The sequence below is a fragment of the Streptomyces sp. NRRL F-5650 genome (assembly GCF_000721365.1).
Classification (GTDB): Bacteria; Actinomycetota; Actinomycetes; order Streptomycetales; family Streptomycetaceae; genus Streptomyces; species Streptomyces ardesiacus.
The window spans coordinates 1-23,532 of sequence record NZ_JOGV01000017.1; the positions used below are offsets into that span (position 1 = coordinate 1).

The window sequence follows — 23,532 nt, forward strand, 5'->3', positions numbered from 1 at the left end:
CCGCAGGCACCCCGCACCCCCACCGAACCCCGCAGGCGCCGCAGGCACCCGCACCGCACCCCCCGCCCACCACCTACGCTGAACACATGAGCAAGCAGACCGGCCGCCGCCGCCCTCTCGCCGGACTGACCGCCTGGGACCGCTGCGCGGTCATGGGCGTCGTCAACGTGACCCCCGACTCCTTCTCCGACGGCGGCCGCTTCTTCGACACCACGGCCGCCATCAAGCACGGCCTCGACCTGGTCGCCGAGGGAGCCGACCTGGTGGACGTGGGCGGCGAGTCCACCCGCCCCGGAGCGACCCGAGTCGACGAGGACGAGGAACTCAGGCGCGTCGTCCCGGTCGTCCGCGGCCTCGCGTCCGAGGGTGTCACGATCTCCGTCGACACCATGCGCGCCTCCGTCGCCGAGCAGGCACTCGCCGCCGGCGCCGCCCTGGTCAACGACGTCAGCGGCGGCCTCGCCGACCCCCGCATGCTCCCGGTCGTGGCCGACTCCGGCGCCCCGTTCGTCGTCATGCACTGGCGCGGCCTCCTGGAGGGCGGCAACGTCAGGGGCACCTACACCGACGTCGTCACCGAGGTCGTCGAGGAACTGCACGCACGCGTGGAGGCCGTCCTGGACTCCGGCGTCGCCCCCGACCGCATCGTCGTCGACCCCGGCCTCGGCTTCTCCAAGGACGCCGAGCACGACCTCGTCCTCCTGGCCCACCTCGACCGTCTCCTCGCCCTGGGTCACCCCCTCCTCGTCGCCGCCTCCCGCAAACGGTTCCTCGGCCGGGTCCTGGCCGGCCCCGAGGCCACCCCGCCCCCCGCGCGGGAGCGCGACGCCGCCACCGCCGCGGTCTCCGCGCTCGCGGCGCACGCCGGCGCATGGGCCGTACGCGTCCACGAGGTCCGCGCCACCGCCGACGCCGTACGCGTCGCCCGAGCCGTCGAAGGCGCCCGGTGAACGCGCCGCACCTCGACGTCGAACAGGTCGAGGCCGCGAACACCGCCTACTACGAGGCACTGGAGGAGGGCGACTTCGAGAAGGTCTCCGAGTTCTGGCTCACCCCTTCCGACCTGGGGATCGACGAGTCGTACCACGACCCGGCCGACGCCGGCGTCGTCTCCTGCGTGCATCCGGGCTGGCCGGTGCTGACCGGCCGCGGCGAGGTGCTGCGCTCGTACGCCCTGATCATGGCGAACACGGACTACATCCAGTTCTTCCTGACCGACGTCCACGTCTCCGTCACCGGCGACACCGCCCTGGTCACCTGCACCGAGAACATCCTCAGTGGCGGCCCCGCCCCCGACGGCGACGAGGAACTCGGCCCGCTCGTGGGACAGCTCGTGGTCGCCACCAACACCTTCCGGCGCACCCCGGCCGGCTGGAAGCTCTGGTCCCACCACGCCTCCCCCGTGCTCGCCGAAACCGACGACGAGGACCCCGAGGAATCACCCCCTGACCGCCTCCCCTGACCACCCGCACCGCCCCGCCCGGCACCCCCGCGGCCCGGCCCTGTCGGTCCCCACAGGTAGATTCGACTGGGGCCGCCGTACCACCCGCACGTGGAAACGACCGGCCGAGACCGACGACTGCAGGAGTGATTCGCGTGGATCGTGTCGCGCTGCGCGGCCTGAAGGCCCGTGGACACCACGGTGTGCTCCCCAAGGAGCGCGAGGACGGCCAGACCTTCCTCGTGGACATCGTCCTTGGCCTGGACACCCGCCCGGCCGCCGCCGACGACGACCTGGCGAAGACCGTGCACTACGGCGTCGTGGCCGAGGAGGTCGTGGCCGTCGTCGAAGGCGAGCCCGTCGACCTCGTCGAGACGCTCGCCGAGCGCATCGCCCAGGTCTGTCTGAAGCACGAAGGGGTCGAGGAGGTCGAGGTCTGCGTCCACAAGCCGGACGCACCGATCACCGTCCCCTTCGACGACGTGACCGTCACCATCATCCGGAGCCGTGTATGAGCGCCCCCTTCACCGAGGGTCCGAGCGACCCGACCGTACAGCCCGTGCCCGCCTCCGTCATCGAGCAGGTCGACGCCGCGGACACCACCCTGTCCAACCCCAAACGCGCGGTGATCGCCCTCGGCGCCAACCTGGGCAACCGCCTGGAGACCCTCCAGGGCGCCATCGACGCCCTGGAGGACACCCCGGGCGTGCGCGTCAAAGGGGTCTCGCCGGTCTACGAGACCGAGCCGTGGGGCGTCGCACCCGACAGCCAGCCTTCCTACTTCAACGCCGTCGTGATCGTGAAGACGACCCTGCCCCCGTCCTCGCTCCTGGAGCGGGCGCACGCGGTGGAGGAGGCCTTCCACCGGGTCCGCGACGAGCGCTGGGGCCCGCGCACCCTGGACGTCGACATCGTGTCGTACGCCGAGGTCGTCTCCGAGGACCCGCAGCTCACCCTCCCCCACCCGCGCGCCCACGAGCGCGCCTTCGTCCTGGCCCCCTGGCTGGACGTGGACCCCGGGGCGACCCTGCCGGGGCAGGGCAGGGTCGCCGACCTCCTGGCCCAGGTCACCCGCGACGGCGTCGCGCCCCGCGCCGACCTGGAACTCCGGCTGCCCGAGTAGTCGTTAAGGTCGACGAGGCCAGGACGGTCACGCAGGGGAAGCGAAGGGACACCGGGACACCGTGAAAGAGCTGCGCATCAGGGTGCTGGCCGGCGTGTTCGTCGTCGCGGGGGTGCTGTCCTGGGCCGCGGCCCGCCTGTGGGACTCCGTCGGCACCCTCCCGAGCGTCCCCCTGGCCGCCCCCGTCGTCCTCGCCCTGATCGCGGCGATCCTGCTGGCCACCGCGCTCTCGATCCGCGCCCGCCTCAAGGCCCAGCGGGAGCGGGTCCCCGGCGCCAAGGGCGTCGACCCGATGATGGCGGCCCGCGCGGTCGTCTTCGGCCAGGCCAGCGCCCTGGTGGCCGCCCTCGTCGCCGGGATGTACGGCGGCGTGGGCGTCTTCCTCCTGAGCCACCTCGACATCCCGGCCCGGCGCGACCAGGCCATCTACGCCGGCGCCTCGGTCGTGGCGGGCATCGCCGTCATAGCGGCCGCCCTCTTCATGGAACGCGTCTGCAAACTCCCGGAGGACGAGGACGACGACCACCCGGGCGCGGCCACAGCGGCCTGACGCACCCGACTCACCAGGGCTGCCGAGCCAGGTGACCGCTGCCGAGGAACCCTGGGGTGAGGATCGAGTCGGTAGCTGTAGAGGGTGTACGGCTGGCAACCGCGTTCACGGTCTGCCTGCTGGGCAGCCCGTACCCCCACCGTCACCCCCTTGACCAGCGATCATCCCGCCGATCAAGGACGGTATCGGGTACCGCCGACGATCGGGTCAGCGCGCCAGTATCAGGCTCATGGCCTCGGCCCTGGTCGTAGCGTCCCGGAGCTGACCCCGCACTGCCGACGTCGTGGTCTTGGCGCCCGGCTTACGAACCCCGCGTACCGACATGCACATGTGCTCGGCCTCGATGACGACGATCACGCCCCGGGCCTCGAGGATCCGCATGAGCGAGTCGGCGACCTGCGTGGTGAGACGTTCCTGCACCTGCAGGCGACGCGCGAACACCTCAACCAGCCGCGCCAGCTTCGACAAGCCGGTGATCTTGCCGTTCTCCGCCGGAATGTATCCGATGTGGGCCACACCGTGGAACGGCAGCATGTGATGCTCGCACAAACTGACGATTTCGATGTCCTTCACCAGAACCATCTCGTCGTGCCCGATGTCGAACGTCGTCGTCAGCACATCCTCGGGCTCCTGCGTATGCCCTGCCAGAAGCTCCCGGTACGCCCGCGCCACGCGTGCCGGCGTCTCCCGCAGGCCCTCGCGGTCCGGGTCCTCTCCGACCGCGATCAGCAGCTCGCGTACGGCGTTCTCGGCCCGCTTCTCGTCGAACTCGCCGATCTGGCCCTCGCCGTCCAGCGTCACGGGGTCGGTCATCTGATGCCTCGTTCCTGATCCGTCCTGCGAACGGCATACCGAAATGCCGCACCCCCCAAGGCTAGAACCTGGGGGGTGCGGCATACATTCCGGGCCGGGAGCGACCGGGATCAGCTCTCGGGGCGGTCCTCCGGGGAGCGTTCCGGTGCCGGGTCGGCCGGGCTGCTCTTGGTGGTGGAGATCGCCGCCGCCGTGCCGTTCGCGCCGTTCGTCAGGGCCAGCTCCTTCGGGGAGAGCACCGGCGGACGGGTCGAGGGCGTACGGCGGGAGGAGCCGGTCCAGGCGGGCCGGGAGGGGCGCTTGACGATCTGGGAGAAGATCTCGGCGATCTCCTCCTTGCCCAGCGTCTCCTTCTCCAGCAGCGCGAGGACGAGGTTGTCGAGGACGTCGCGGTTCTCGACCAGGATCTCCCAGGCCTCGTTGTGCGCCGTCTCGATGAGCTTCTTGACCTCCTCGTCGACCAGCGCGGCGACCTCTTCCGAGTAGTCGCGCTGGTGGGCCATCTCACGCCCGAGGAACGGCTCGCTGTTGTCGCCGCCGAACTTGATCGCGCCGAGGCGCTCGGTCATGCCGTACTGGGTGACCATCGCACGGGCCAGGCCGGTGGCCTTCTCGATGTCGTTGGCCGCACCCGTCGTCGGGTCGTGGAAGACCAGCTCCTCGGCCGCGCGGCCGCCCAGCATGTAGGCGAGCTGGTCGAGCATCTCGTTGCGCGTGGTCGAGTACTTGTCCTCGTCCGGGAGCACCATCGTGTAGCCGAGGGCCCGGCCCCGGGACAGGATCGTGATCTTGTGGACCGGGTCGGAGTTCGGGGAGGCCGCCGCGACCAGGGCGTGTCCGCCCTCGTGGTACGCGGTGATCTTCTTCTCCTTGTCCGACATGATCCGGGTCCGCTTCTGCGGGCCCGCGACCACGCGGTCGATCGCCTCGTCCAGCATGTGGTTGTCGATCAGCTTCTGGTCGCTGCGGGCCGTCAGCAGCGCGGCCTCGTTCAGGACGTTGGCCAGGTCGGCGCCGGTCATGCCGGGGGTGCGGCGGGCGACGGCCGACAGGTCGACGTCGGGCGCGACCGGCTTGCCCTTCTGGTGGACCTTGAGGATCTCCAGCCGGCCCTGCATGTCGGGGCGGTCGACGGCGACCTGCCGGTCGAAGCGGCCGGGACGCAGCAGCGCGGGGTCGAGGATGTCGGGGCGGTTCGTCGCGGCGATGAGGATCACGCCGCCCTTGACGTCGAAGCCGTCCATCTCGACGAGGAGCTGGTTCAGGGTCTGCTCGCGCTCGTCGTGACCGCCGCCCAGGCCGGCGCCGCGGTGACGGCCGACCGCGTCGATCTCGTCTACGAAGACGATGGCCGGGGCGTTCGCCTTGGCCTGCTCGAACAGGTCACGCACCCGGGAGGCACCGACACCGACGAACATCTCGACGAAGTCGGAACCGGAGATCGAGTAGAACGGCACGCCCGCCTCGCCCGCGACGGCGCGCGCGAGCAGGGTCTTGCCGGTACCGGGCGGGCCGTACAGCAGCACACCCTTGGGGATCTTGGCGCCGACGGCCTGGAACTTGGCCGGCTCCTGCAGGAACTCCTTGATCTCGTGGAGCTCCTCGACGGCCTCCTCGGACCCGGCGACGTCGGCGAACGTGGTCTTCGGGGTGTCCTTGGTGATGAGCTTCGCCTTGGACTTGCCGAAGTTCATGACCCGGGAGCCGCCGCCCTGCATCTGGTTCATCAGGAACAGGAAGATGACCACGATGAGGACGAAGGGAAGCAGGGTGATCAGCAGCCCGACGAACGGGTTCTGCTTCGACGGCGAGACCGTGTAGCCGTCGGGGATCTGCTTGTCCTGGTACTTGTTCTGAAGGGTGTTGGCCAGGGTCACGCCCTGGTCGCCGATGTAGCTCGCCTGGATCTTCGAGCTGCCTTCGACCTTCTGGCCGTCCTTGAGCTGAACCTTGATGTTCTGCTCGTCACCGGTGGTCAGCTTGGCCGACTCGACCCTGTTGTCGTTGATCGCCTGGACGACCTGGCCGGTGTCCACCGTCTTGTAGCCGCCGGACGAGCCCACGACCTGCATCAACACGACCACGGCAAGGACGGCCAGCACGATCCACATGATTGGCCCACGGAAGTATCGCTTCACGTCCATCCACACGGAGCGGTGTCGCCCCGTCCCTCCTGCCATAGTGAGTTTGATAAGACAGTTCTTCTGACGGTACCCCAGCGTGGCGGCCCTCAGCCGCACGGGCGGGCCGACGTCCCGTCTGCATCCTCCAACGGTGCGGGGGCCCCAGGGGTTCCCGTGGCCCGCCGAAACGCCGCCGGACGCGCTGCGGGAGCGTCAGCCGCCGTACACGTGGGGCGCGAGCGTACCGACGAACGGGAGATTGCGGTACTTCTCGGCGTAGTCGAGCCCGTAGCCCACGACGAACTCGTTGGGGATGTCGAAGCCGACCCATTCCACGTCGATGGCGACCTTCGCGGCGTCGGGCTTGCGCAGCAGCGTGCACACCTTGAGGGAGGCGGGCTCGCGCGAGCCGAGGTTGGAGATCAGCCAGGACAGGGTCAGGCCGGAGTCGATGATGTCCTCGACGATGAGGACGTGGCGGCCCTTGATGTCCGTGTCGAGGTCCTTGAGGATCCGCACCACACCGGAGGACTGGGTGCCCGCGCCGTACGAGGACACCGCCATCCAGTCCATCGTGACGGGGGTGGACAGCGTGCGCGCCAGGTCGGCCATGACCATCACGGCGCCCTTGAGCACGCCGACGATGAGCAGGTCCTTGCCCGCGTACTCCGCGTCGATCTTCGCGGCCAGCTCGGCCAGCTTCGCGTCGATCTCTTCCTTGGTGATGAGTACCTTCTCGAGGTCGGCACCCATGTCGTTCGCGTCCACCCGCATCACTTTCGGTCGTCCCACCGGCCACTCCGGAACGTCCCGGCGATCCGTGCGCGGATCGGTGGGAGGGTCCGGATTCAGCCTTGCCGGATCACCAGTCTGCCACCCTGCCGCCGGGCGACGACTTTGCCGGGGAGGTTGATGGCCCCCTGGCCGCGCCAGCCGGTGATCAGCCGGTCGACTTCCTCGATGTGCCGGGCGAACAGGGCACCGCCGGGGGCGCCGGCCTCCAGGGCGGCGCGGCGCAGGATCCGGCGGCGTACGGCGGGCGGCAGGGCGTACAGCTTGGCGCACTCCAGTCCGCCGGTGGCGTCGCGGACGCCGGCCTCGGCCTGGCGGGCCCAGGTGTCGAGGGCGTCGGCGTCGTCCCGGGAGAGCTGGGCCGTACGGGCGAGGGCCTCGACGACGCCCTTGCCGAGGGCCTTCTCCAGGGCGGGCAGGCCCTCGTGGCGCAGCCGGGAGCGGGTGTAGGCGGGGTCGGCGTTGTGGGGGTCGTCCCAGACGGGGAGGGACTGGACCATGCAGGCCTTGCGGGCGGTCTGGCGGTCGACCTGGAGGAAGGGGCGCCGGTAACGGCCGCCGGCCCCCGAGACCGCGGCCATGCCCGACAGGGAGCGGATTCCGGAGCCGCGGGCGAGGCCCAGCAGGACGGTCTCGGCCTGGTCGTCGCGGGTGTGGCCGAGCAGCACGGCGGCGGCGCCGTGCCGGGCGGCGGCCGCGTCCAGCGCCGCGTAGCGTGCGTCGCGGGCGGCGGCTTCCGGGCCGCCCTCGCGGCCGACGGTGACGGCGGTGGCCTCCACGGGGTCGAGGCCGAGTGCGCGCAGACGCAGGACGACCTCTTCCGCGCGCAGGTCGGAGCCGTGCTGCAGGCCGTGGTCGACGGTGACGCCGCCGGCGCGGATGCCGAGCCGGGGCGCCTCGAAGGCGAGGGCGGAGGCGAGCGCCATGGAGTCGGCGCCGCCGGAGCAGGCCACGAGGACGAGCGGGGAGTCGGGGAGTGCGGACGCGCCCTCGGGCGGGCGTCCGGCGGCCGTCGTGGCGGGAACGCCGGCCGGGGTGTTCAGTTCGGTGAGGATGTCGTGGAGGACGCGGCGGACCGCCAGGCGTATCGCCGCGACCGCAGGATGGGGACCCATGTCCGGTGCCCTTCATGAAGTTGTCGGGGGTGAGCCCGAGGTTCGGTCACGCAGAGTGTGTAGATGGTGACAGAAACGGGCCGTTCCCCGAGCATCGCACGCCTGCCGAAGGCTCACGGTCCCTCGGACGGGTGATTGGAGGGTCGTTCGTCTGCCGTCGGCCGGAATCGTGCACGCCCGCACGCGCCGCTCACGCCTCCGGCTTGCGGTGCACCCGCGCGATCCAGTCCGCCGGTTTGGCGATCTCCGACTTGGTGGGGAGCGTGTTGGGCGAGGTCCAGACGCGGTTGAAGCCGTCCATGCCGCACTCGTCGACGACGGCCCGTACGAAGCGTTCGCCGTCCCGGTACTGGCGGAGCTTGGCATCGAGGCCGAGCAGCCTGCGCAGCGCCAGGTCGAGGCGGGAGGCGCCCTTGGCGCGACGCTGCTGGAACTTCTCGCGGATCTCCTCGACGCTCGGCACGACCTCCGGCCCCACGCCGTCCATCACGTAGTCGGCGTGGCCCTCCAGGAGGGACATCACGGCGGTGATGCGGCCGAGCACCTCGCGCTGGGCCGGGGTCTGCACCAGTTCGACGAGCGAGCGGCCGCCGTCGTCCTCCTCCGCGTCGGGGCGGCCTCCGGCGAGGGACTGGGCGGCCTCGCGGATCCGTTCGAGCACGGTCATGGGGTCGACGTCGGTCTCGGCGAGGAACGACTGGATTTCGCCCTCGATGTGGTCGCGCAGCCAGGGCACGGCGGTGAACTGCGTGCGGTGGGTCTCCTCGTGCAGGGTGACCCACAGGCGGAAGTCGTGGGGCTGGACGTCGAGTTCGCGCTCCACGTGCACGATGTTGGGCGCGACCAGGAGCAGCCGCCCGCCGCCGTTCGCGCCCGCGGGGAGTTCGCGGGTGGCCGGGGCGAACGTCTCGTACTGGCCGAGGACACGGGAGGACAGGAACGACAGCAGCATCCCCAGCTCCACGCCGGTGACCTTGCCGCCGACGGCGCCGAGGACCGCGTTGCCCGGGCCGCTGCCGCGCCGCTCCTGCATCTTCTCCAGCAGGGGTTTGAGCAGTTCCCGGAAGCCGGCGACGTTGACCCGGACCCAGCCGGGCCGGTCGACCACCAGGAGGGGGGTGTCGTGGGTCTCCTCGGTGCCCATCCGGGTGAAACCACGGACGTGCGCCTCCGCGGACTCGGCATGGCGGCGGAGTTCCGCGACGACGGCCCTGGCCTCGTCGCGGCTCACCTCGGGGCCCGGACGTACGAGCCGGGTCGCGGTCGCCACCGCGAGGTTCCAGTCGACCATGCCGGATTGTGCGCCGATGCTCGTCATGGGTCAACGGTACGGGAGCGCCGCCGCCGGAGGGCAGTCGTGCGGGGGCCTGTGCGGGCGCGGTGGGTGCGCGGCCCGGCGCCGGCGGGGTGCCGGCCGCGCCACCCGCGACGGCCCGCGGTCACGGAAGCGCCAACGCCGTCGCCGCCCCGTCCAGAGCCGACTGCGCCGCCCACGGGTCCGTCGTGTCGTTGGTCAGGAAGGCGAAGCCCAGGAGGCGGCCGTCGGGCGTGGTGACCGTGCCGGCGAGGGTGTTGACGCCGGTGAGGGTGCCGGTCTTGGCGCGGACGAGGCCCGCTGCGCCGTCCGTGTAGCGGGCGGCCAGGGTGCCGGTGAAGTGGGCGACGGGCAGGCCCGTGAGCACCGGGCGGAGCCGGGGGCGGTCGGGGGCGGCGGCCTCGGTCAGCAGGGCGGTGAGCAGGCCGGGGGTGATCAGGTCGGTGCGGTCCAGGCCGCTCCCGTCGTGGAAGCGGGCACCGCGCACCGGCAGGCCGAGCTGTTCGAGGCGGGCGGCGACGGCCGCGCCGGCCCCGGCGAAGTCGGCGCGTTCGCCGGTCGCCACGGCGGTGTGGCGGGCCAGGGCCTCGGCGAGGTCGTTGTCGCTGTTGGTCAGCATCCGCTCGACCAGGGCCGACAGCGGGGGCGAGGAGACCGTGGCGAGGGTGGCGGCGCGGGCCGTGGCCTTGGAGGGGCCGGGGGGCGAGGCGGTGATGCCGTGCTGCTTCAGGAGGTCCGCGAAGGTGCGGGCGGCGTCGGCGGCGGGGTCGGGCACGCGCGGGGCGGGGCCGCTGGTGGAGTCGTCGGTGCGGCCCTCGTCGGCCATCAGGGCGGTGACGGGGGCGAGGTTCTCGTTGACTCCGATCGGGTGGAGTTCCGGGCCGGCGTAGAGCGTCGTGTCGTACGACAGCGTCACCTTGCGCACGTCGCGTTTCTTCAGGGCGGCGGCGGTCCGCTCGGCGAGGGGACGCAGGCCGGCGAGGCCCCGGGTGTCCTCGCGGGCGGTGAGAGTGGGGTCGCCGCCGCCGACCAGGACGAGTTCGCCGGTGTCGGCCTCCAGGGCGGTGCGGGTGGTGAGGCGGTGGTCGGGGCCGAGGGCGGTGAGGGCGGCGACGGCGGTGGCGATCTTGGTGGTGGAGGCGGGGACGAGGGCGGCGTCGGCGTCGAGGCCGTACAGGCGCTTGCCGGTGGTCAGGTCGACGACGGCCGCCGCGCGGTGCTCGCCCAGCGCGGGGTCGTCCTTCAGCAGGGGGCCGAGGAGGTCCGCGAGGTTCTCGGTGCCGGGTGCGGCCCTGACACCGCCCGGGGTGGTGGCGCCGCCCAGGCCGGTCAGGACGGGCCCGGCGCTGGGTGCGGGACGGGGCGAACCGGACGCCGTACCGGAGGCCCCGGGTCCGCGGCCGTGATCTGCGCCACCCGTGCGCTCCAGCGCGGCGGCCCGGTCCCGCTCGGCCGTACGCTGACCCGTGGAGTCCCAGGGGCCGGCGGCGGTCACCACACCGGCGGCCAGTGCCAGCCCGGCGGTGGCGGCACCGGCGGTGTACTGCCAGGTCCCGGGCCGCGTGATCCGGGCGAGCTGCGGCGCCGTGGCCCGTGCGAAGCGCGCGACCCGCGGTCGGGCACTCCGGGCGAACCGGGTCAGACGGGGACGTACGGCTTCGGCGGCCCGCGCCAGATGCGGTCCCGCGGTCCGCCACGGTCTCAGCTCTGGCACTGTCACCAGCCCCTTTCGCGATCACACGCCTGCGTGAGGGACACTTAACCACCAGAACTATGTGCTGATCATGGAGGAGCGTCCGGTGGAGTTCGACGTCACGATCGAGATCCCGAAGGGTTCGCGGAACAAGTACGAGGTGGACCACGAGACCGGTCGTATCCGCCTGGACCGCCGCCTGTTCACCTCGACCGCCTACCCGACCGACTACGGCTTCGTCGAGAACACCCTCGGCGAGGACGGCGACCCGCTGGACGCGCTGGTCATCCTGGACGAGCCGACCTTCCCGGGCTGCCTCATCCGCTGCCGCGCGATCGGCATGTTCCGGATGACGGACGAGGCCGGCGGCGACGACAAGCTGCTGTGCGTCCCCTCGACCGACCCGCGTGTGGAGCACCTGCGTGACATCCACCACGTGTCGGAGTTCGACCGCCTGGAGATCCAGCACTTCTTCGAGGTCTACAAGGACCTCGAGCCCGGCAAGTCCGTCGAGGGCGCCGACTGGGTCGGCCGCGCCGACGCCGAGGCGGAGATCGAGCGGTCCTACAAGCGCTTCAAGGACCAGGGCGGCCACTGAGCAGTCGGCTTCCCGTAACGGGCCGCACGCACACGCGTGCGGCCCGTTCGCGTTTGAGTGACCATACTGAGGTCAACAGGAGGGTGTGTCGGTACCAGGGAGCGTTGCGCAGGTGACGGAGGCGGAGGAGCCCAAGCCGCAGTCGGACGAGGCCCGCAGTGCCTTCCGGCAGCCCAGTGGGGTCCCGGCGGTGGCCGACGGCGAGTCGTCGACGACGTCCGAGTTCGAGATCCCGCAGGGACTCGCCGTCCCGCGGCACACCGGCGGCGAGTCCGAGACGACCTCGGAGTTCTCGCTCCCCGAGGGCCTGGAGGCGCCGCCGGCCGCTCCCGCGGACACCGAGGGCTCGGCGTTCAGCATGCCGAGCACGCACAGCGCGTGGACCGCACCGGCCGCCTTCACCCCGGCCAGCGGCTTCCCGGCGGTCAACCTGGCGGACGTGCCCTGGCAGGACCGGATGCGCGCCATGCTGCGCATGCCGGTGGCCGAGCGGCCCGCGCCGGAGCCCTCGCAGAAGCACGACGACGAGACCGGCCCCGCCGTCCCGCGCGTGCTCGACCTGACGCTGCGTATCGGGGAGCTGCTGCTGGCGGGCGGTGAGGGCGCCGAGGACGTGGAGGCGGCCATGTTCGCCGTCTGCCGCTCCTACGGCCTGGACCGCTGCGAGCCGAACGTCACCTTCACCCTGCTGTCGATCTCCCACCAGCCGTCGCTGGTCGACGATCCGGTGACCGCGTCGCGGACGGTGCGCCGCCGCGGCACCGACTACACCCGGCTGGCGGCCGTCTTCCATCTGGTGGACGACCTGAGCGACCCCGACACGAACATCTCGCTGGAGGAGGCCTACCGGCGCCTCGCGGAGATCCGCCGCAACCGGCACCCGTACCCCACCTGGGTCCTGACCGTGGCGAGCGGTCTGCTCGCCGGTGGCGCCTCGCTGCTCGTCGGCGGCGGCCTGACCGTGTTCTTCGCGGCGATGTTCGGCTCGATGCTCGGCGACCGGCTGGCTTGGCTGTGCGCCGGGCGGGGACTGCCGGAGTTCTACCAGTTCGCGGTGGCCGCGATGCCGCCGGCCGCGATGGGCGTGGCGCTGACGGTGACCCACGTCGACGTGAAGGCGTCCGCGGTCATCACCGGTGGGCTGTTCGCGCTGCTGCCCGGGCGGGCGCTGGTCGCGGGGGTGCAGGACGGCCTGACCGGCTTCTACATCACCGCCGCAGCGCGTCTGCTGGAGGTCATGTACTTCTTCGTGAGCATCGTCGCCGGGGTGCTGGTGGTGCTGTACTTCGGCGTCCAGCTCGGCGCCCAGCTCAATCCGGACGCCGCGCTGGGCACCGGCGACGAACCGTTCGTGCAGATCTTCGCCTCGATGCTGCTGTCGCTGGCCTTCGCGATCCTGCTCCAGCAGGAGCGGTCCACGGTGCTGGCGGTCACCCTGAACGGCGGCATCGCCTGGTGCGTGTACGGCGCCATGCACTACGCGGGCGACATCTCGCCGGTGGCCTCCACGGCCGCCGCGGCGGGGCTGGTGGGCCTGTTCGGGCAGTTGATGTCCCGCTACCGGTTCGCGTCGGCGCTGCCGTACACGACGGCGGCGATCGGGCCGCTGCTGCCCGGTTCGGCGACGTACTTCGGTCTGCTCGGGATCGCGCAGGGCGAGGTCGACGCGGGCCTGCTGTCACTGTCCAACGCGGTGGCGCTGGCGATGGCCATCGCGATCGGGGTGAACCTGGGCGGGGAGATCTCGCGGCTGTTCCTGAGGGTGCCCGGCGCCGCGAGTGCGGCGGGACGCCGGGCTGCCAAGCGGACGAGGGGTTTCTAGCGCGGGGTCAGCGGCCCTGGTTGTACGGGTACTGGTCGCCGTACTGCTGGGGCTGGTCGCCGTAGCCCCGCGGGTACTGCTGGGCGTACGGCTGCTGCGGGGGCTGCTGGTACTGCTGCGGCCGGTCGTACTGCTGCGGCTGCTGGGGCTGCTGGTACTGCTGGGGCCCGTCGTACTGCTGCGGCTGCTGGTACTGCCGGGGCTGCTGCGGCTCGTCGTACGGGTCGACCCTGCGGAGCCGGGTCGTGGCGTCGTCCATGACCGGGTACGGCGACTGGTGCGGCTGGGCGGCCGCGGGGGCCGGTGCCGGTGCGGCCTCGGCCGCGCGCTGCTTCTTCTTGCGCTCGCGCAGGTACTCGATGGCGATCGGGACGACGGAGACCACGACGATCAGGACGAGGATCGCCTCGACGTTGCTCCGGATGAACTCGATCTGGCCGAGCCAGTAGCCCGCGAGGGTGACGCCGGTGCCCCAGGCGACGCCGCCGATGACGTTGTACGTGAGGAAGGTGCGGTACTTCATGCGGCCGGCGCCCGCCACGATGGGGGCGAAGGTGCGCACGATGGGCACGAAGCGGGCCAGGACGATCGCCTTGGGGCCGTACTTGTCCATGAACTCGTGCGCCTTCTCCAGGTTCTCCTGTTTGAAGAGCTTGGAGTTGGGGCGGCTGAAGAGCCGGGGCCCGAAGAACTTGCCGATCGTGTAGCCGACCTGGTCGCCGAGGACGGCTGCGGCCACGATCAGGGTGCACACCAGCCACAGCGGCTGGCTGATGAACTCGCCCTGGGCGACGAACAGGCCCGCGGTGAAGAGCAGCGAGTCGCCGGGCAGGAACGCGAAGAGTCCTGACTCGGCGAAGACGATGAGCAGGATGCCCGGCAGACTGAACGTCTCGATCAGGTAGTCCGGGCTGATCCACTCGGGACCGAGCGCAAGGGTGGTCACGGGATGTGGCTCCTGCTGCTGGGAGGGGGGATGCGGGCTGGACCTGGCTGCCCAAACGTACAACGCAGCCGCGGTGTCCCAGGTTCCACGGGGTACCTCGGGGTGCACTGCGACGTTTCCCGGGGAAACCTGAGGACCATGGGAATTGAAGAATACGGCGGCGGCCAGGGCCCGCAGCCCGACGTGCTCGTGGTGACGACCAACGACCTGCCGGGCCACCGGGTGCAGGAGGTGATCGGGGAGGTCTTCGGGCTGACCGTGCGTTCCCGGCACCTGGGGAGCCAGATCGGCGCCGGGCTGAAGTCGCTGGTCGGCGGTGAGCTGCGCGGGCTGACGAAGACGCTGGTCGAGACGCGCAACCAGGCGATGGAGCGGCTGGTCGAGCAGGCACGCGCGCGGGGGGCCAACGCGGTGCTGTCCTTCCGCTTCGACGTGACGGAGGCGGCGGACGTGGGCACCGAGGTGTGCGCGTACGGGACGGCGGTGGTCGTGGCCCGGGAGTGAGACCCGGGCCACGACCACCGGTCAGGGGGTGTGCCGGGCGGCGTTGGCGAGGATCGCGTCGCGCATGTAGGCGGCGAGGCCGGGCCGCGCGGCGTCGATGTTTCGCGTGAAACGTTCGTCCGAGACGTACATCTCGCCCAGGCAGGCGTGCATCTCGTACCCGCAGTCGTAGTGGTTGCGGGCGATGCCCCGCCGGTGGTCCTCGGCGGCGTCCATGGCCCCCTCGGAGCCGGCGGGCTCGCCCGCGTCCATCAGGGCGACGAAGCGCCGGGTGAGCGCGTCGGCCTCGTCCTGGATGCGCTGCCAGTCCTCCTTGGTGTAGGAGTCGGTCTTCTCCCTGGACTGGCGGTAGGCGTCGGTGTCGCCCCAGCGCTCCTTGACCTCCTCCTCGTACTGGTCGGGGTCGAAGTCGCCGAAGACCTCGAACTTCTCCTCGGGCGTGAGGTTGATGCCCATGCTGCGTGCCTCCATGGCGTGCTCCACGGCCGCCGCCATCTTCTGCAGCTTCTCGATCCGGGCGGTCAGCAGCTCGTGCTGGCGGCGCAGGTGCGCGCGCGGGTCCGCGGCCGGGTCGTCGAGCAGGGCGGCGACCTCGTCGAGCGGGAAGCCCAGCTCCCGGTAGAACAGGATCTGCTGCAGCCGGTCGAGGTCGGCGTCGCTGTAGCGCCGGTGGCCCGCGTGGCTGCGCCCGCCGGGTACGAGCAGGCCGATGTCGTCGTAGTGGTGCAGCGTGCGCACCGTCACCCCGGCGAAGCCGGCCACCTGTCCCACGGAGTAGCTCACTTCCGCTCCCTTCTGTGACGCCGTCCACGCTGCCTCCTCACGTGACGTGAGGTGCAAGTCCCGCCGGCGCCGCCCCGCCCAACCGGTACGGCTCCGCCCGGCCGGTACGGCCCCGGGTGCGGCGACCGGGGCCCCGTCCTACCGTCGGTCGTATGCCACTGCACCACGGGCCCCGCCCGCCGCGGGACGACGACCCGAAGCGGCGCCGGCTCGCCCTGAACCCCTTCTACGCGACGGCGGACCCCCTCGGCGGCATGACCGAGGCCCCGCCCACGCACCGGCTGCCCGACTCCCCGCTGCCGCCGGAGACCGCGTACCGGCTGGTCCACGACGAGCTGATGCTGGACGGCAACGCGCGGCTGAACCTGGCCACCTTCGTGACCACCTGGATGGAGCCGCAGGCCGGGGTGCTGATGGGTGAGTGCCGGGACAAGAACATGATCGACAAGGACGAGTACCCGCGCACCGCCGAGCTGGAACGGCGGTGCGTGGCGATGCTCGCCGGCCTGTGGCACGCGCCCGACCCGCAGAAGGCCGTGGGCTGCTCGACGACCGGGTCGAGCGAGGCGTGCATGCTGGCCGGGATGGCGCTGAAGCGGCGCTGGGCGCTGCGCAACGCCGACCGCTACCCGGCGAAGGACGTGCGGCCCAATCTCGTGATGGGGGTGAACGTCCAGGTCTGCTGGGAGAAGTTCTGCACGTTCTGGGAGGTGGAGGCCCGGCAGGTCCCGTTGGAGGGCGAGCGCTTCCACCTGGACCCGCAGGCCGCCGCCGAGCTGTGCGACGAGAACACCATCGGCGTCGTCGGCATCATGGGCTCCACCTTCGACGGCTCCTACGAGCCGGTCGCCGACCTGTGCGCGGCCCTGGACGCCCTCCAGGAGCGGACCGGGCTGGACGTCCCGGTGCACGTCGACGGGGCCTCCGGGGGCATGGTCGCGCCGTTCCTGGACGAGGACCTGGTCTGGGACTTCCGGCTCCCGCGGGTCGCCTCGATCAACACCTCGGGGCACAAGTACGGGCTGGTCTACCCGGGTGTGGGCTGGGCACTGTGGCGGGACTCGGCGGCGCTCCCCGAGGAGCTGGTGTTCCGCGTGAACTACCTGGGCGGGGACATGCCGACCTTCGCGCTGAACTTCTCCCGGCCGGGCGCGCAGGTGGTGGCGCAGTACTACACGTTCCTGCGGCTGGGGCGCGAGGGCTACCGGGCCGTGCAGCAGAACGCGCGGGACATCGCGGGCTCGCTCGCGCGGCGGGTGGCGGCGCTGGGCGACTTCCGGCTGCTGACGCGCGGCGACCAGTTGCCGGTGTTCGCCTTCACGACGGCCGACGACGTGACGGCGTACGACGTCTTCGACGTGTCCCGGCGGCTTCGGGAGGGCGGCTGGCTGGTGCCGGCGTACACCTTCCCGCCGCACCGCGAGGACCTCTCCGTGCTGCGGGTGGTGTGCCGCAACGGCTTCTCGGCGGACCTGGCGGACCTGCTCCTGGACGACCTGGAGCGGCTGCTCCCGGAGCTGCGCCGTCAGCCGCACCCACTGACCCGGGACAAGGGCGCGGCGACGGGGTTCCACCACTGACGGCGGTCCGCGCCGGCCCGGGCTGCCGTGGGAGCCCGCCTCCGGAGGTGGCGCGGAGGTCACGCTCGAAGTCGGGCCCGGCCTCCCCCGCGTCTTCCAGCAGCACTACGGCCGGCCGGAGGAGGCGGACGCCGCGCTCGACCGCGCCGCCCGCTGCCTCACCGCCCGCCTCGCCGCCGGGCGCCCCGCACCGGTGCACTGACGCCCGCTCCGATGGCCGGGGCCGCCCGCATCAGCGGCTGAGCCGCGCGAACCGTGCCACCGCCAGCGGGAAGAACACGGCGAGCAGGGCCAGCGGCCAGGCGAGGGCCGCCCAGACGTGGCCGGACTCGCCGCCGGGGCTGCCGAACAGGTCGCGCACGGCGGTGGCGGTCTGGGACAGCGGGTTCCACTGGACGACCGTGCCCAGCCAGCCGGGCATCGAGTCGGGCGTGGCGAAGGCATTGGAGAGGAAGCCGACCGGCCAGACCAGGATCTGCACCGCCTGCACCAGCTCGGGCTTCCCGGCCACCAGGGCCAGGAAGATGCCGATCCACAGCATGGCGAAGCGGAAGAGCAGCAGCAGGCCGACAGCGCCCAGGAAGGCGCCCGGACCGCCGTGGGCCCGCCAGCCCAGCGCGGAGCCGACGCCGATCAGCACGACGAGGCCGAGCGCCGACTGGAGCATGTCGGCGGCGGAACGGCCCACCAGGACCGCACCGTTGGCCATCGGCAGGGAGCGGAAGCGGTCGACGACGCCCTTGTCGAGGTCCCGGGTGACGGCGATCATCGTGCCCTCCAGGCCGAACGCCATGGTGAGCGCGAGCATCCCGGGGACGAGGTAGTCGACGTACTCGCCGCTCACGCCCCGGCCGCCGCCGACCAGGTAGCCGAACATCAGCAGCAGCATGACCGGGAAGACCAGGCCGACCACGACCGTCACCGGCTGACGCTGCCAGCGGGCCAGCTCGCGGCGGGTCATGGTCCAGGAGTCGGACAGGGCGTGGGACATGCGGGGCGCGGGGGTGGTGGTGCTCACGCCGCCTCCTTCGTGCGGTCGGTGAGGTGAAGGAAGACCTCGTCCAGGGTCGGGCGGCGCAGGGCCACGTCCTCGGCCTCGATGCCGGCCTCCTCCAGCGCCCGTACGACGCCGGAGAGCGCCGCCATCCGGTCGGTGACCGGGGCGCTGAGCAGCCGGCGGTCGGCGTCGACGCGGATGCCGGGCAGCGGCAGCAGGGCCACCGCGGCGTCCAGTCGGCCGGCGTCGCGCAGGACGACGTCGACGCGGTCGCCGCCGGTGGCCGCCTTCAGCTCGTCGGCCGTGCCGTCGGCGACGACGCGGCCCGCGTCCACGACCGAAATGCGGTCGGCCAACTGGTCGGCCTCCTCCAGGTACTGGGTGGTGAGCAGGACCGTCGTGCCCCCGCCGACCAGGGAGCGGACCGAGTTCCACACCTCGGCGCGGCCGCGCGGGTCGAGGCCGGTGGTCGGCTCGTCGAGGAAGAGCACCTCCGGTTCGGTGATGAGGGACGCGGCCAGGTCCAGGCGGCGTCGCATGCCGCCGCTGTAGGCGCCGACCGGCTTGCGTCCGGTGTCGCCGAGGCCGAAACGGGCGAGCAGTTCGTCGGCACGCGCGCGTGCCCGCCGGGCGCCCAGGTGGTGGAGACGGCCGAACATCTCCAGGTTCTGCCGGCCGCCCAGTTCCTCGTCGAGCGCCGCGTGCTGGCCGAGCAGGCCGATGCGCAGCCGAACCGCGTACGGCTGGGCGACGACGTCGTGACCCGCCACCTCGACGCGGCCCGCGTCGGGCCGCAGCAGGGTGGACAGGATGCGGACCAGGGTCGTCTTGCCCGCTCCGTTCGGGCCCAGCACGCCGTGCACCGTGCCGCGCGTGACGGTCAGGTCGAGCCCGTCCAGCGCGTCCTTGCTGCCGTACCTCTTGCGTGCGCCTTCGACGGTGATCGCCGTGTCGGCCACTGTCACTCCCCCCACTGTGCTTGCGAACACAAGCTAGCCAAATTTGACTACCTCCGCGGACGATAATGCCCGCCCTCCGGTTGGTCAAACTTGATTAGCGGGTGTCCCCGTCGTGCGGCCGCCCCGTGGCGAAGGGGTTCTCCTCGCCCTCCGCCAGTACGCCGACGAACGGGGCTCCCTCGCCGGCGAAGGTGTACGCGCCGTCCCGGACGCGTTCGACGAGGCCGCGGGTCCACTCGGCGCCCGAGTCGGCCGAGTGGAGCCAGTAGTTCATGATCTCGCCGATGTGCCCGTACTGGCCGGGCCCCTCCGCGGGCAGGTAGTACTCCGTGACGGCGGCCCGCCACTCCTCGATCTTCCGCACCCGCTCCTCCAGGAGCCCGAGGACCTCCTCGCGCGGGAGGTCGACCATGAAGCCGAGCGCCGCGGTGAGCACGTCCGGCCGCTGGTCGTAGGCGGTGAGGTAGGCGCGGAGCAGGGCGAAGTACTCCTCGGTGCCCCGCTCGGTGATCTCGTACTCCACCCGCGGCGGTCCGCCCACCGTGGACGGGGCGATCTCGTGTGCGAGGAGCAGCCCCTGTTTCGCCATCTGCTTCAGCGCGTGGTAGATCGAACCGGGTTTGGTGTTCGACCACTCGTGCGCGCCCCAGTACTCCAGGTCGTTACGCACCTGGTAGCCGTGGGCCCGCCCGTGCTGGCGGACCGCGCCGAGCACGAGGAGACGGATCGCTGACATGGGGCCAGCCTAGATCCCGCGCCGCGGTCCGCCCGCCGGGGCCCTCGCGGCCCTCGGCACTCTCAGAACGGGAACCCGCTGCGCCCGTGCTGCACCGAAATCCACTTCTGGGTCGTGAAGGCGTCCAGCATGGTGTCGCCGTTGAGGCGGCCGACGCCGGAGTGCTTCTCGCCGCCGAAGGGAACGATCGGCTCGTCGTGCACGGTGCCGTCGTTCACGTGGAACATGCCGGTGTCGATCTGCTTGGCGAAGTTGACGCCGCGCTCGACGTCCCCGGTGTGCACGGCGCCGCTCAGCCCGTACGGCGTGTCGTTGACGAGGCGCACGGCCTCCTCCTCGCCGTCGAAGGGGACGAGGAAGGCGACCGGGCCGAAGACCTCCTGGCGCAGCAGCGCGGAGTCGGCGGGCAGGCCGGTGAGGACCGACGGCTCGACCAGGTTGTCCGTGACCGTGCCGCGCACCAGGGCGGTCGCGCCCTCGGCGAGCGCCTGCTCGACGACGCCGGAGAGGGCGTCCGCCTGCGAGGAGTTGATCACCGGACCGATGACGGTCGACGGGTCGCGCGGGTCACCGGCCTTGAGGCTCTTCACCTTGGCGACGAACTTCTCGGTGAACTCGTCGGCCACCGCGCGGTCGACCAGCACCCGGTTGGCCGCCATGCAGACCTGGCCCTGGTGGACGTAGCGGCTGAAGACGGCGGCGTCGACCGCGTAGTCCACGTCGGCGTCGTCGAGGACCACCAGGGCGCTGTTGCCGCCCAGTTCGAGGACGGCGCGCTTGAAGTGGGCGGCGCAGACGGTGGCCACGTGGCGGCCGACCTTGTCGGAGCCGGTGAAGGAGATCACCTTCGGCACCGGGTGCTCGATGAAGGCGTCGCCGATCTCCGCGATGTCGGTGACCACGACGTTGAGCAGGCCGCCCGGCAGTCCGGCGTCCTCGAGGATCTTCGCGACCAGGGTCCCGCCGACGACCGGCGTGTTCTGGTGCGGCTTGAGCACGACGCCGTTGCCCAGCGCGAGGGCCGGGGCGACCGACTTCAGGGAGAGCAGGAAGGGGAAGTTGAAGGGGCTGATGACACCCACGACACCGACCGGCACGCGGTAGACGCGGTTCTCCTTGCCGTCGGCCGGGGACGGGATGATGCGGCCCTCGGGGGCCAGCGCCAGGTGGACCGCCTCGCGCAGGAACTCCTTGGCCAGGTGCAGTTCGAAGGCGGCCTTGAGGCGGGTGCCGCCCAGCTCGGCGACGATCGCCTCGCTGATCTCCTCCTCGCGCTCCTCCACCAGGCGCAGCGCCATCTCGAACACCGCGCGGCGCGCGTACGGGTTGGTGGCGCCCCACTGCTTCTGCGCGCGCTCGGCGGCCCGGTAGGCGGCGTCGACCTCGTCGACCGTGGCTATGGTGATCGAGGCGAGCTTCTCGTTGTCGTACGGGTTGAAGTCGATGATGTCCCAGGAGCCGCTGCCCTGGCGCCACTCGCCGTCGATGTACTGCTGGGCGAGGTCGGTGAAGTACGACGACATGAGAACCCTCAATCCCCTCAACTGCCGCAGCCGCCGCGAGCGCGGACCGCCTGATGGAGCGTCATCGTACTTATGTTTCAGGAGAGTTGGAGCAGACCGCGCAGAACGTCCCGGCTCTCGTCGGGGCCCGGGCTGTCCTGCTGGAGCTCCTTCAGCGCCCGCTCGTACTGGGTGACGTCCTCCTGCTTGTCCAGGTACAGCGCGCTGCTGAGCTGCTCCAGGTAGACGACGTCCGAGAGGTCGGACTCGGGGAAGCTGAGGATCGTGAACGCGCCGCTCTCGCCGGAGTGCCCGCCGAAGCCGAACGGCATCACCTGGAGGCGCACGTTGGGGCGTTCGGACACCTCGATCAGGTGCTGGAGCTGGCCGCGCATCACCTCGCGGTCGCCGTAGGGACGCCGCAGGGCCGCTTCGTCGAGCACGATGTGGAACTCGGGTGCGTTCTCCGCGACCAGGTGCTTCTGCCGTTCCAGGCGCAGCGCGACCCGCCGCTCGACGTCCTCCTCGCCGGCGCCCTTCATGCCGCGCCGGACGACCGCGCGGGCGTACTCCGGGGTCTGCAGCAGGCCGTGCACGAACTGCACCTCGTAGACGCGGATCAGCGAGGCGGCGCCCTCCAGGCCCACGTAGGTGGGGAACCAGCTCGGCAGCACGTCCGAGTAACTGTGCCACCAGCCCGCGACGTTGGCCTCCTTGGCGAGGGAGAGCAGGGAGGCCCGCTCCTGCTCGTCCGTGATGCCGTACAGCGTCAGCAGGTCCTCGACGTCCCTGGTCTTGAAGCTCACCCGGCCCAGCTCCATCCGGCTGATCTTCGACTCGGAGGCGCGGATCGAGTAGCCCGCCGCCTCCCGCGTGATCCCCCGCGTCTCACGCAGTCGCCTGAGTTGTGATCCGAGCAGCATGCGCCGCACCACCGATCCGGGCTCTCCCGCGCTCACGTTCGCCAGCCTCCCCAACCGTGTTCAGGGGCCGAAGTCTGCCACTAAAACACTTCGAGCAGTACTCGTCCGGTTACGGAAACGGAATCGAGCCAACGGGAGCGTGCGGGATTCTGCACGCACCGGACCGGAATCAGCCGCCGCGGGAGGTGAAGAGGGGGCGAAGATGACGGAAAAATTGGCCAACAAGCGGTACGGGCAGGTCCAATTCGGTCACGTGCACGTGCATCTGCCCTTGCATCTGTCGTACGCATCCGAAACCATGGTCCCCGCACCACCGCGCCGCATCGCTACGACCGCGAACTCCCGGGAGTGCCTCGCATGGGGACGAATGGATCGACCATGCTCGAGCCGTTACGGCAGGGCCTTCCACCACTCGACCCCGCGGCCGTGTCGAACGCCGCCTCCTGCGCCCTGCCGCCCCGCCACGAAGCGGTGCGCGAGGCCCGGCGGTTCACCCGCAGGACGCTCGACGGCTGGGAGACCGGCGACCGCTTCGACGACGTCTGCCTGGTGGTGTCGGAACTCGTCACCAACGCCCTGCGCCACGCGCTGCCCGCGGACGCCCCGCGCCACGACGAGCGGCACGGGCCCGTCCGGCTGCACCTGATGCGCTGGACCGAGCGGCTGGTGTGCGCGGTGCGCGACCCCAGCCACGAGAGCCCGGTGGCCCGGGAGACGGACGACTTCTCGGCCGAGTCGGGCCGCGGCCTGTTCCTCGTCGACTCCTTCAGCGACGGCTGGGGCTGGCACCCGCTCGCCGGGACGCTGCAGGGCAAGGTGGTCTGGGCGCTGTTCCGCGTCTAGCGCGGGCCCGGCCGGGGCCGGTTCAGCTCGCGATCAGGTGGTCGAACTCGCCGTCCTTGACGCCCAGCAGCATGGCCTCGATCTCCGCGCGCGTGTAGACGAGGGCGGGACCGTCGGGGAAGCGGGAGTTGCGCACCGCCACCGCCCCGTCGGGCAGGCGCGCGAACTCCACGCACGAACCCTGCGAGTTGCTGTGCTGGCTCTTCTGCCAGGCCGCGTCGCGCAACTGCGTGGCGGCCATGCCGTTGTACACGTCGTACACGTCGTGGTCCACAGGTCGCTCCCCGGGGTGCACTGGCTGATGTGGCCATTGATGCAGTGGTCAACTGATCCGGATCATAACCCTGTTCACGTGCAGATGCATGAGCAAATGC

Annotated in this window: 24 protein-coding genes; 10 read left to right on the plus strand and 14 right to left on the minus strand. The window is 71.5% G+C overall.

What is annotated here, in order from left to right; translation table 11 throughout:
• Positions 1 to 86: 86 nt before the first annotated feature.
• The 5 genes from folP (at position 87) to IG88_RS0117730 (ending at position 3,114) form a co-directional block, all read left to right on the plus strand.
• A complete protein-coding gene (gene folP / locus IG88_RS0117710) occupies positions 87 to 950 on the plus strand; it encodes a dihydropteroate synthase (RefSeq protein ID WP_031041647.1) in 864 nt (287 codons plus the stop codon).
• Entirely contained in the window at positions 947 to 1,462 is a 516-nt protein-coding gene (locus tag IG88_RS0117715) for a nuclear transport factor 2 family protein (RefSeq protein ID WP_031041648.1), read from the plus strand. The genes folP and IG88_RS0117715 overlap by 4 nt, the downstream gene beginning before the upstream one ends.
• Before the next feature lie 134 nt (positions 1,463 to 1,596).
• Entirely contained in the window at positions 1,597 to 1,956 is a 360-nt protein-coding gene (gene folB / locus IG88_RS0117720; RefSeq protein ID WP_031041651.1) for a dihydroneopterin aldolase, read from the plus strand.
• A complete protein-coding gene (gene folK, locus IG88_RS0117725) occupies positions 1,953 to 2,564 on the plus strand; it encodes a 2-amino-4-hydroxy-6-hydroxymethyldihydropteridine diphosphokinase (RefSeq protein WP_031041653.1) in 612 nt (203 codons plus the stop codon). The genes folB and folK overlap by 4 nt, the downstream gene beginning before the upstream one ends.
• A gap of 61 nt (positions 2,565 to 2,625) precedes the next feature.
• Complete coding sequence (locus IG88_RS0117730; protein WP_031041655.1) at positions 2,626 to 3,114, plus strand: DUF3180 domain-containing protein; 489 nt, start codon at positions 2,626 to 2,628, stop codon at positions 3,112 to 3,114.
• A 207-nt stretch (positions 3,115 to 3,321) separates the two neighbouring features.
• On the opposite strand, the gene folE is transcribed toward IG88_RS0117730, so the two are convergent.
• From folE to dacB, 6 genes are all read right to left on the minus strand, one after another.
• Complete coding sequence (folE, locus tag IG88_RS0117735; protein ID WP_031041657.1) at positions 3,322 to 3,927, minus strand: GTP cyclohydrolase I FolE; 606 nt, start codon at positions 3,925 to 3,927, stop codon at positions 3,322 to 3,324.
• Between the two features lie 110 nt (positions 3,928 to 4,037).
• A complete protein-coding gene (ftsH, locus tag IG88_RS0117740) occupies positions 4,038 to 6,071 on the minus strand; it encodes an ATP-dependent zinc metalloprotease FtsH (protein WP_031041659.1) in 2,034 nt (677 codons plus the stop codon).
• 192 nt (positions 6,072 to 6,263) lie between these two features.
• Entirely contained in the window at positions 6,264 to 6,803 is a 540-nt protein-coding gene (gene hpt, locus IG88_RS0117745; RefSeq protein ID WP_226027733.1) for a hypoxanthine phosphoribosyltransferase, read from the minus strand.
• A 95-nt stretch (positions 6,804 to 6,898) separates the two neighbouring features.
• Entirely contained in the window at positions 6,899 to 7,957 is a 1,059-nt protein-coding gene (gene tilS / locus IG88_RS0117750; protein WP_031041664.1) for a tRNA lysidine(34) synthetase TilS, read from the minus strand.
• A 190-nt stretch (positions 7,958 to 8,147) separates the two neighbouring features.
• Positions 8,148 to 9,275: a zinc-dependent metalloprotease gene (locus IG88_RS0117755; RefSeq protein ID WP_037836109.1), complete on the minus strand. Its 1,128-nt coding sequence runs from the start codon at positions 9,273 to 9,275 to the stop codon at positions 8,148 to 8,150.
• A 121-nt stretch (positions 9,276 to 9,396) separates the two neighbouring features.
• Complete coding sequence (gene dacB, locus IG88_RS0117760; protein WP_234332184.1) at positions 9,397 to 10,992, minus strand: D-alanyl-D-alanine carboxypeptidase/D-alanyl-D-alanine-endopeptidase; 1,596 nt, start codon at positions 10,990 to 10,992, stop codon at positions 9,397 to 9,399.
• Positions 10,993 to 11,071: 79 nt separating this feature from the next.
• On the opposite strand from dacB, the gene IG88_RS0117765 reads away from it, so the two are divergent.
• Together IG88_RS0117765 and IG88_RS0117770 are read left to right on the plus strand one after the other, a co-directional pair.
• The gene (locus IG88_RS0117765) at positions 11,072 to 11,563 is read left to right on the plus strand and encodes an inorganic diphosphatase (protein ID WP_030404996.1); all 492 of its coding nucleotides are present in this window, start codon (positions 11,072 to 11,074) and stop codon (positions 11,561 to 11,563) included.
• A gap of 112 nt (positions 11,564 to 11,675) precedes the next feature.
• Positions 11,676 to 13,385 carry a threonine/serine ThrE exporter family protein gene (locus IG88_RS0117770; protein ID WP_031041672.1) on the plus strand — a complete coding sequence of 570 codons (1,710 nt, stop codon included), beginning with the start codon at positions 11,676 to 11,678 and terminating at the stop codon, positions 13,383 to 13,385.
• A 7-nt stretch (positions 13,386 to 13,392) separates the two neighbouring features.
• Here IG88_RS0117770 and IG88_RS0117775 read toward each other — a convergent pair whose 3' ends face one another.
• Positions 13,393 to 14,331: a DedA family protein gene (locus IG88_RS0117775; RefSeq protein WP_031041674.1), complete on the minus strand. Its 939-nt coding sequence runs from the start codon at positions 14,329 to 14,331 to the stop codon at positions 13,393 to 13,395.
• 138 nt (positions 14,332 to 14,469) lie between these two features.
• Here IG88_RS0117775 and IG88_RS0117780 point away from each other — a divergent pair, with 138 nt between their 5' ends.
• Positions 14,470 to 14,835 (plus strand): YbjQ family protein, encoded by a 366-nt coding sequence (locus IG88_RS0117780; protein WP_030404993.1) that lies wholly within the window; start codon positions 14,470 to 14,472, stop codon positions 14,833 to 14,835.
• Positions 14,836 to 14,856: 21 nt separating this feature from the next.
• Here the strand turns inward: IG88_RS0117780 and IG88_RS0117785 are convergent, their stop codons facing one another.
• Positions 14,857 to 15,618, minus strand: coding sequence for a MerR family transcriptional regulator (locus tag IG88_RS0117785; RefSeq protein WP_031041678.1), 762 nt, complete (start codon positions 15,616 to 15,618; stop codon positions 14,857 to 14,859).
• Between the two features lie 152 nt (positions 15,619 to 15,770).
• Between IG88_RS0117785 and IG88_RS0117790 the strand changes: the two genes are divergently transcribed.
• A complete protein-coding gene (locus IG88_RS0117790; RefSeq protein ID WP_031041681.1) occupies positions 15,771 to 17,198 on the plus strand; it encodes a glutamate decarboxylase in 1,428 nt (475 codons plus the stop codon).
• Between the two features lie 232 nt (positions 17,199 to 17,430).
• Here IG88_RS0117790 and IG88_RS0117795 read toward each other — a convergent pair whose 3' ends face one another.
• From IG88_RS0117795 to IG88_RS0117815, 5 genes are all read right to left on the minus strand, one after another.
• Complete coding sequence (locus IG88_RS0117795) at positions 17,431 to 18,189, minus strand: ABC transporter permease (RefSeq protein WP_031041683.1); 759 nt, start codon at positions 18,187 to 18,189, stop codon at positions 17,431 to 17,433.
• Positions 18,190 to 18,212: 23 nt separating this feature from the next.
• Entirely contained in the window at positions 18,213 to 19,154 is a 942-nt protein-coding gene (locus tag IG88_RS0117800; protein WP_031041686.1) for a daunorubicin resistance protein DrrA family ABC transporter ATP-binding protein, read from the minus strand.
• A gap of 94 nt (positions 19,155 to 19,248) precedes the next feature.
• Positions 19,249 to 19,890: a PadR family transcriptional regulator gene (locus IG88_RS0117805; RefSeq protein ID WP_031041689.1), complete on the minus strand. Its 642-nt coding sequence runs from the start codon at positions 19,888 to 19,890 to the stop codon at positions 19,249 to 19,251.
• A gap of 62 nt (positions 19,891 to 19,952) precedes the next feature.
• The gene (locus IG88_RS0117810; RefSeq protein WP_031041693.1) at positions 19,953 to 21,413 is read right to left on the minus strand and encodes an aldehyde dehydrogenase family protein; all 1,461 of its coding nucleotides are present in this window, start codon (positions 21,411 to 21,413) and stop codon (positions 19,953 to 19,955) included.
• 77 nt (positions 21,414 to 21,490) lie between these two features.
• Complete coding sequence (locus tag IG88_RS0117815) at positions 21,491 to 22,315, minus strand: helix-turn-helix domain-containing protein (RefSeq protein WP_051851949.1); 825 nt, start codon at positions 22,313 to 22,315, stop codon at positions 21,491 to 21,493.
• A 378-nt stretch (positions 22,316 to 22,693) separates the two neighbouring features.
• Here IG88_RS0117815 and IG88_RS0117820 point away from each other — a divergent pair, with 378 nt between their 5' ends.
• Positions 22,694 to 23,158, plus strand: coding sequence for an ATP-binding protein (locus IG88_RS0117820; protein ID WP_031041699.1), 465 nt, complete (start codon positions 22,694 to 22,696; stop codon positions 23,156 to 23,158).
• Between the two features lie 22 nt (positions 23,159 to 23,180).
• On the opposite strand, the gene IG88_RS0117825 is transcribed toward IG88_RS0117820, so the two are convergent.
• The gene (locus IG88_RS0117825) at positions 23,181 to 23,432 is read right to left on the minus strand and encodes a DUF397 domain-containing protein (protein ID WP_031041702.1); all 252 of its coding nucleotides are present in this window, start codon (positions 23,430 to 23,432) and stop codon (positions 23,181 to 23,183) included.
• Positions 23,433 to 23,532: the final 100 nt, after the last annotated feature.

Excerpts from the sequence above, each read along its gene's own strand:
- folP (WP_031041647.1), top strand. The coding sequence starts at position 87 with ATGAGCAAGCAGACCGGCCGCCGCCGCCCTCTCGCCGGACTGACCGCC.
- folK (WP_031041653.1), top strand. The coding sequence starts at position 1,953 with ATGAGCGCCCCCTTCACCGAGGGTCCGAGCGACCCGACCGTACAGCCC.
- folE (WP_031041657.1), bottom strand. The coding sequence starts at position 3,927 with ATGACCGACCCCGTGACGCTGGACGGCGAGGGCCAGATCGGCGAGTTC.
- ftsH (WP_031041659.1), bottom strand. The coding sequence starts at position 6,071 with ATGGACGTGAAGCGATACTTCCGTGGGCCAATCATGTGGATCGTGCTG.
- hpt (WP_226027733.1), bottom strand. The coding sequence starts at position 6,803 with ATGGGTGCCGACCTCGAGAAGGTACTCATCACCAAGGAAGAGATCGAC.
- tilS (WP_031041664.1), bottom strand. The coding sequence starts at position 7,957 with ATGGGTCCCCATCCTGCGGTCGCGGCGATACGCCTGGCGGTCCGCCGC.
- IG88_RS0117755 (WP_037836109.1), bottom strand. The coding sequence starts at position 9,275 with ATGACGAGCATCGGCGCACAATCCGGCATGGTCGACTGGAACCTCGCG.
- IG88_RS0117780 (WP_030404993.1), top strand. The coding sequence starts at position 14,470 with ATGGGAATTGAAGAATACGGCGGCGGCCAGGGCCCGCAGCCCGACGTG.
- IG88_RS0117790 (WP_031041681.1), top strand. The coding sequence starts at position 15,771 with ATGCCACTGCACCACGGGCCCCGCCCGCCGCGGGACGACGACCCGAAG.
- IG88_RS0117795 (WP_031041683.1), bottom strand. The coding sequence starts at position 18,189 with ATGTCCCACGCCCTGTCCGACTCCTGGACCATGACCCGCCGCGAGCTG.
- IG88_RS0117805 (WP_031041689.1), bottom strand. The coding sequence starts at position 19,890 with ATGTCAGCGATCCGTCTCCTCGTGCTCGGCGCGGTCCGCCAGCACGGG.
- IG88_RS0117810 (WP_031041693.1), bottom strand. The coding sequence starts at position 21,413 with ATGTCGTCGTACTTCACCGACCTCGCCCAGCAGTACATCGACGGCGAG.
- IG88_RS0117815 (WP_051851949.1), bottom strand. The coding sequence starts at position 22,315 with ATGCTGCTCGGATCACAACTCAGGCGACTGCGTGAGACGCGGGGGATC.
- IG88_RS0117820 (WP_031041699.1), top strand. The coding sequence starts at position 22,694 with ATGCTCGAGCCGTTACGGCAGGGCCTTCCACCACTCGACCCCGCGGCC.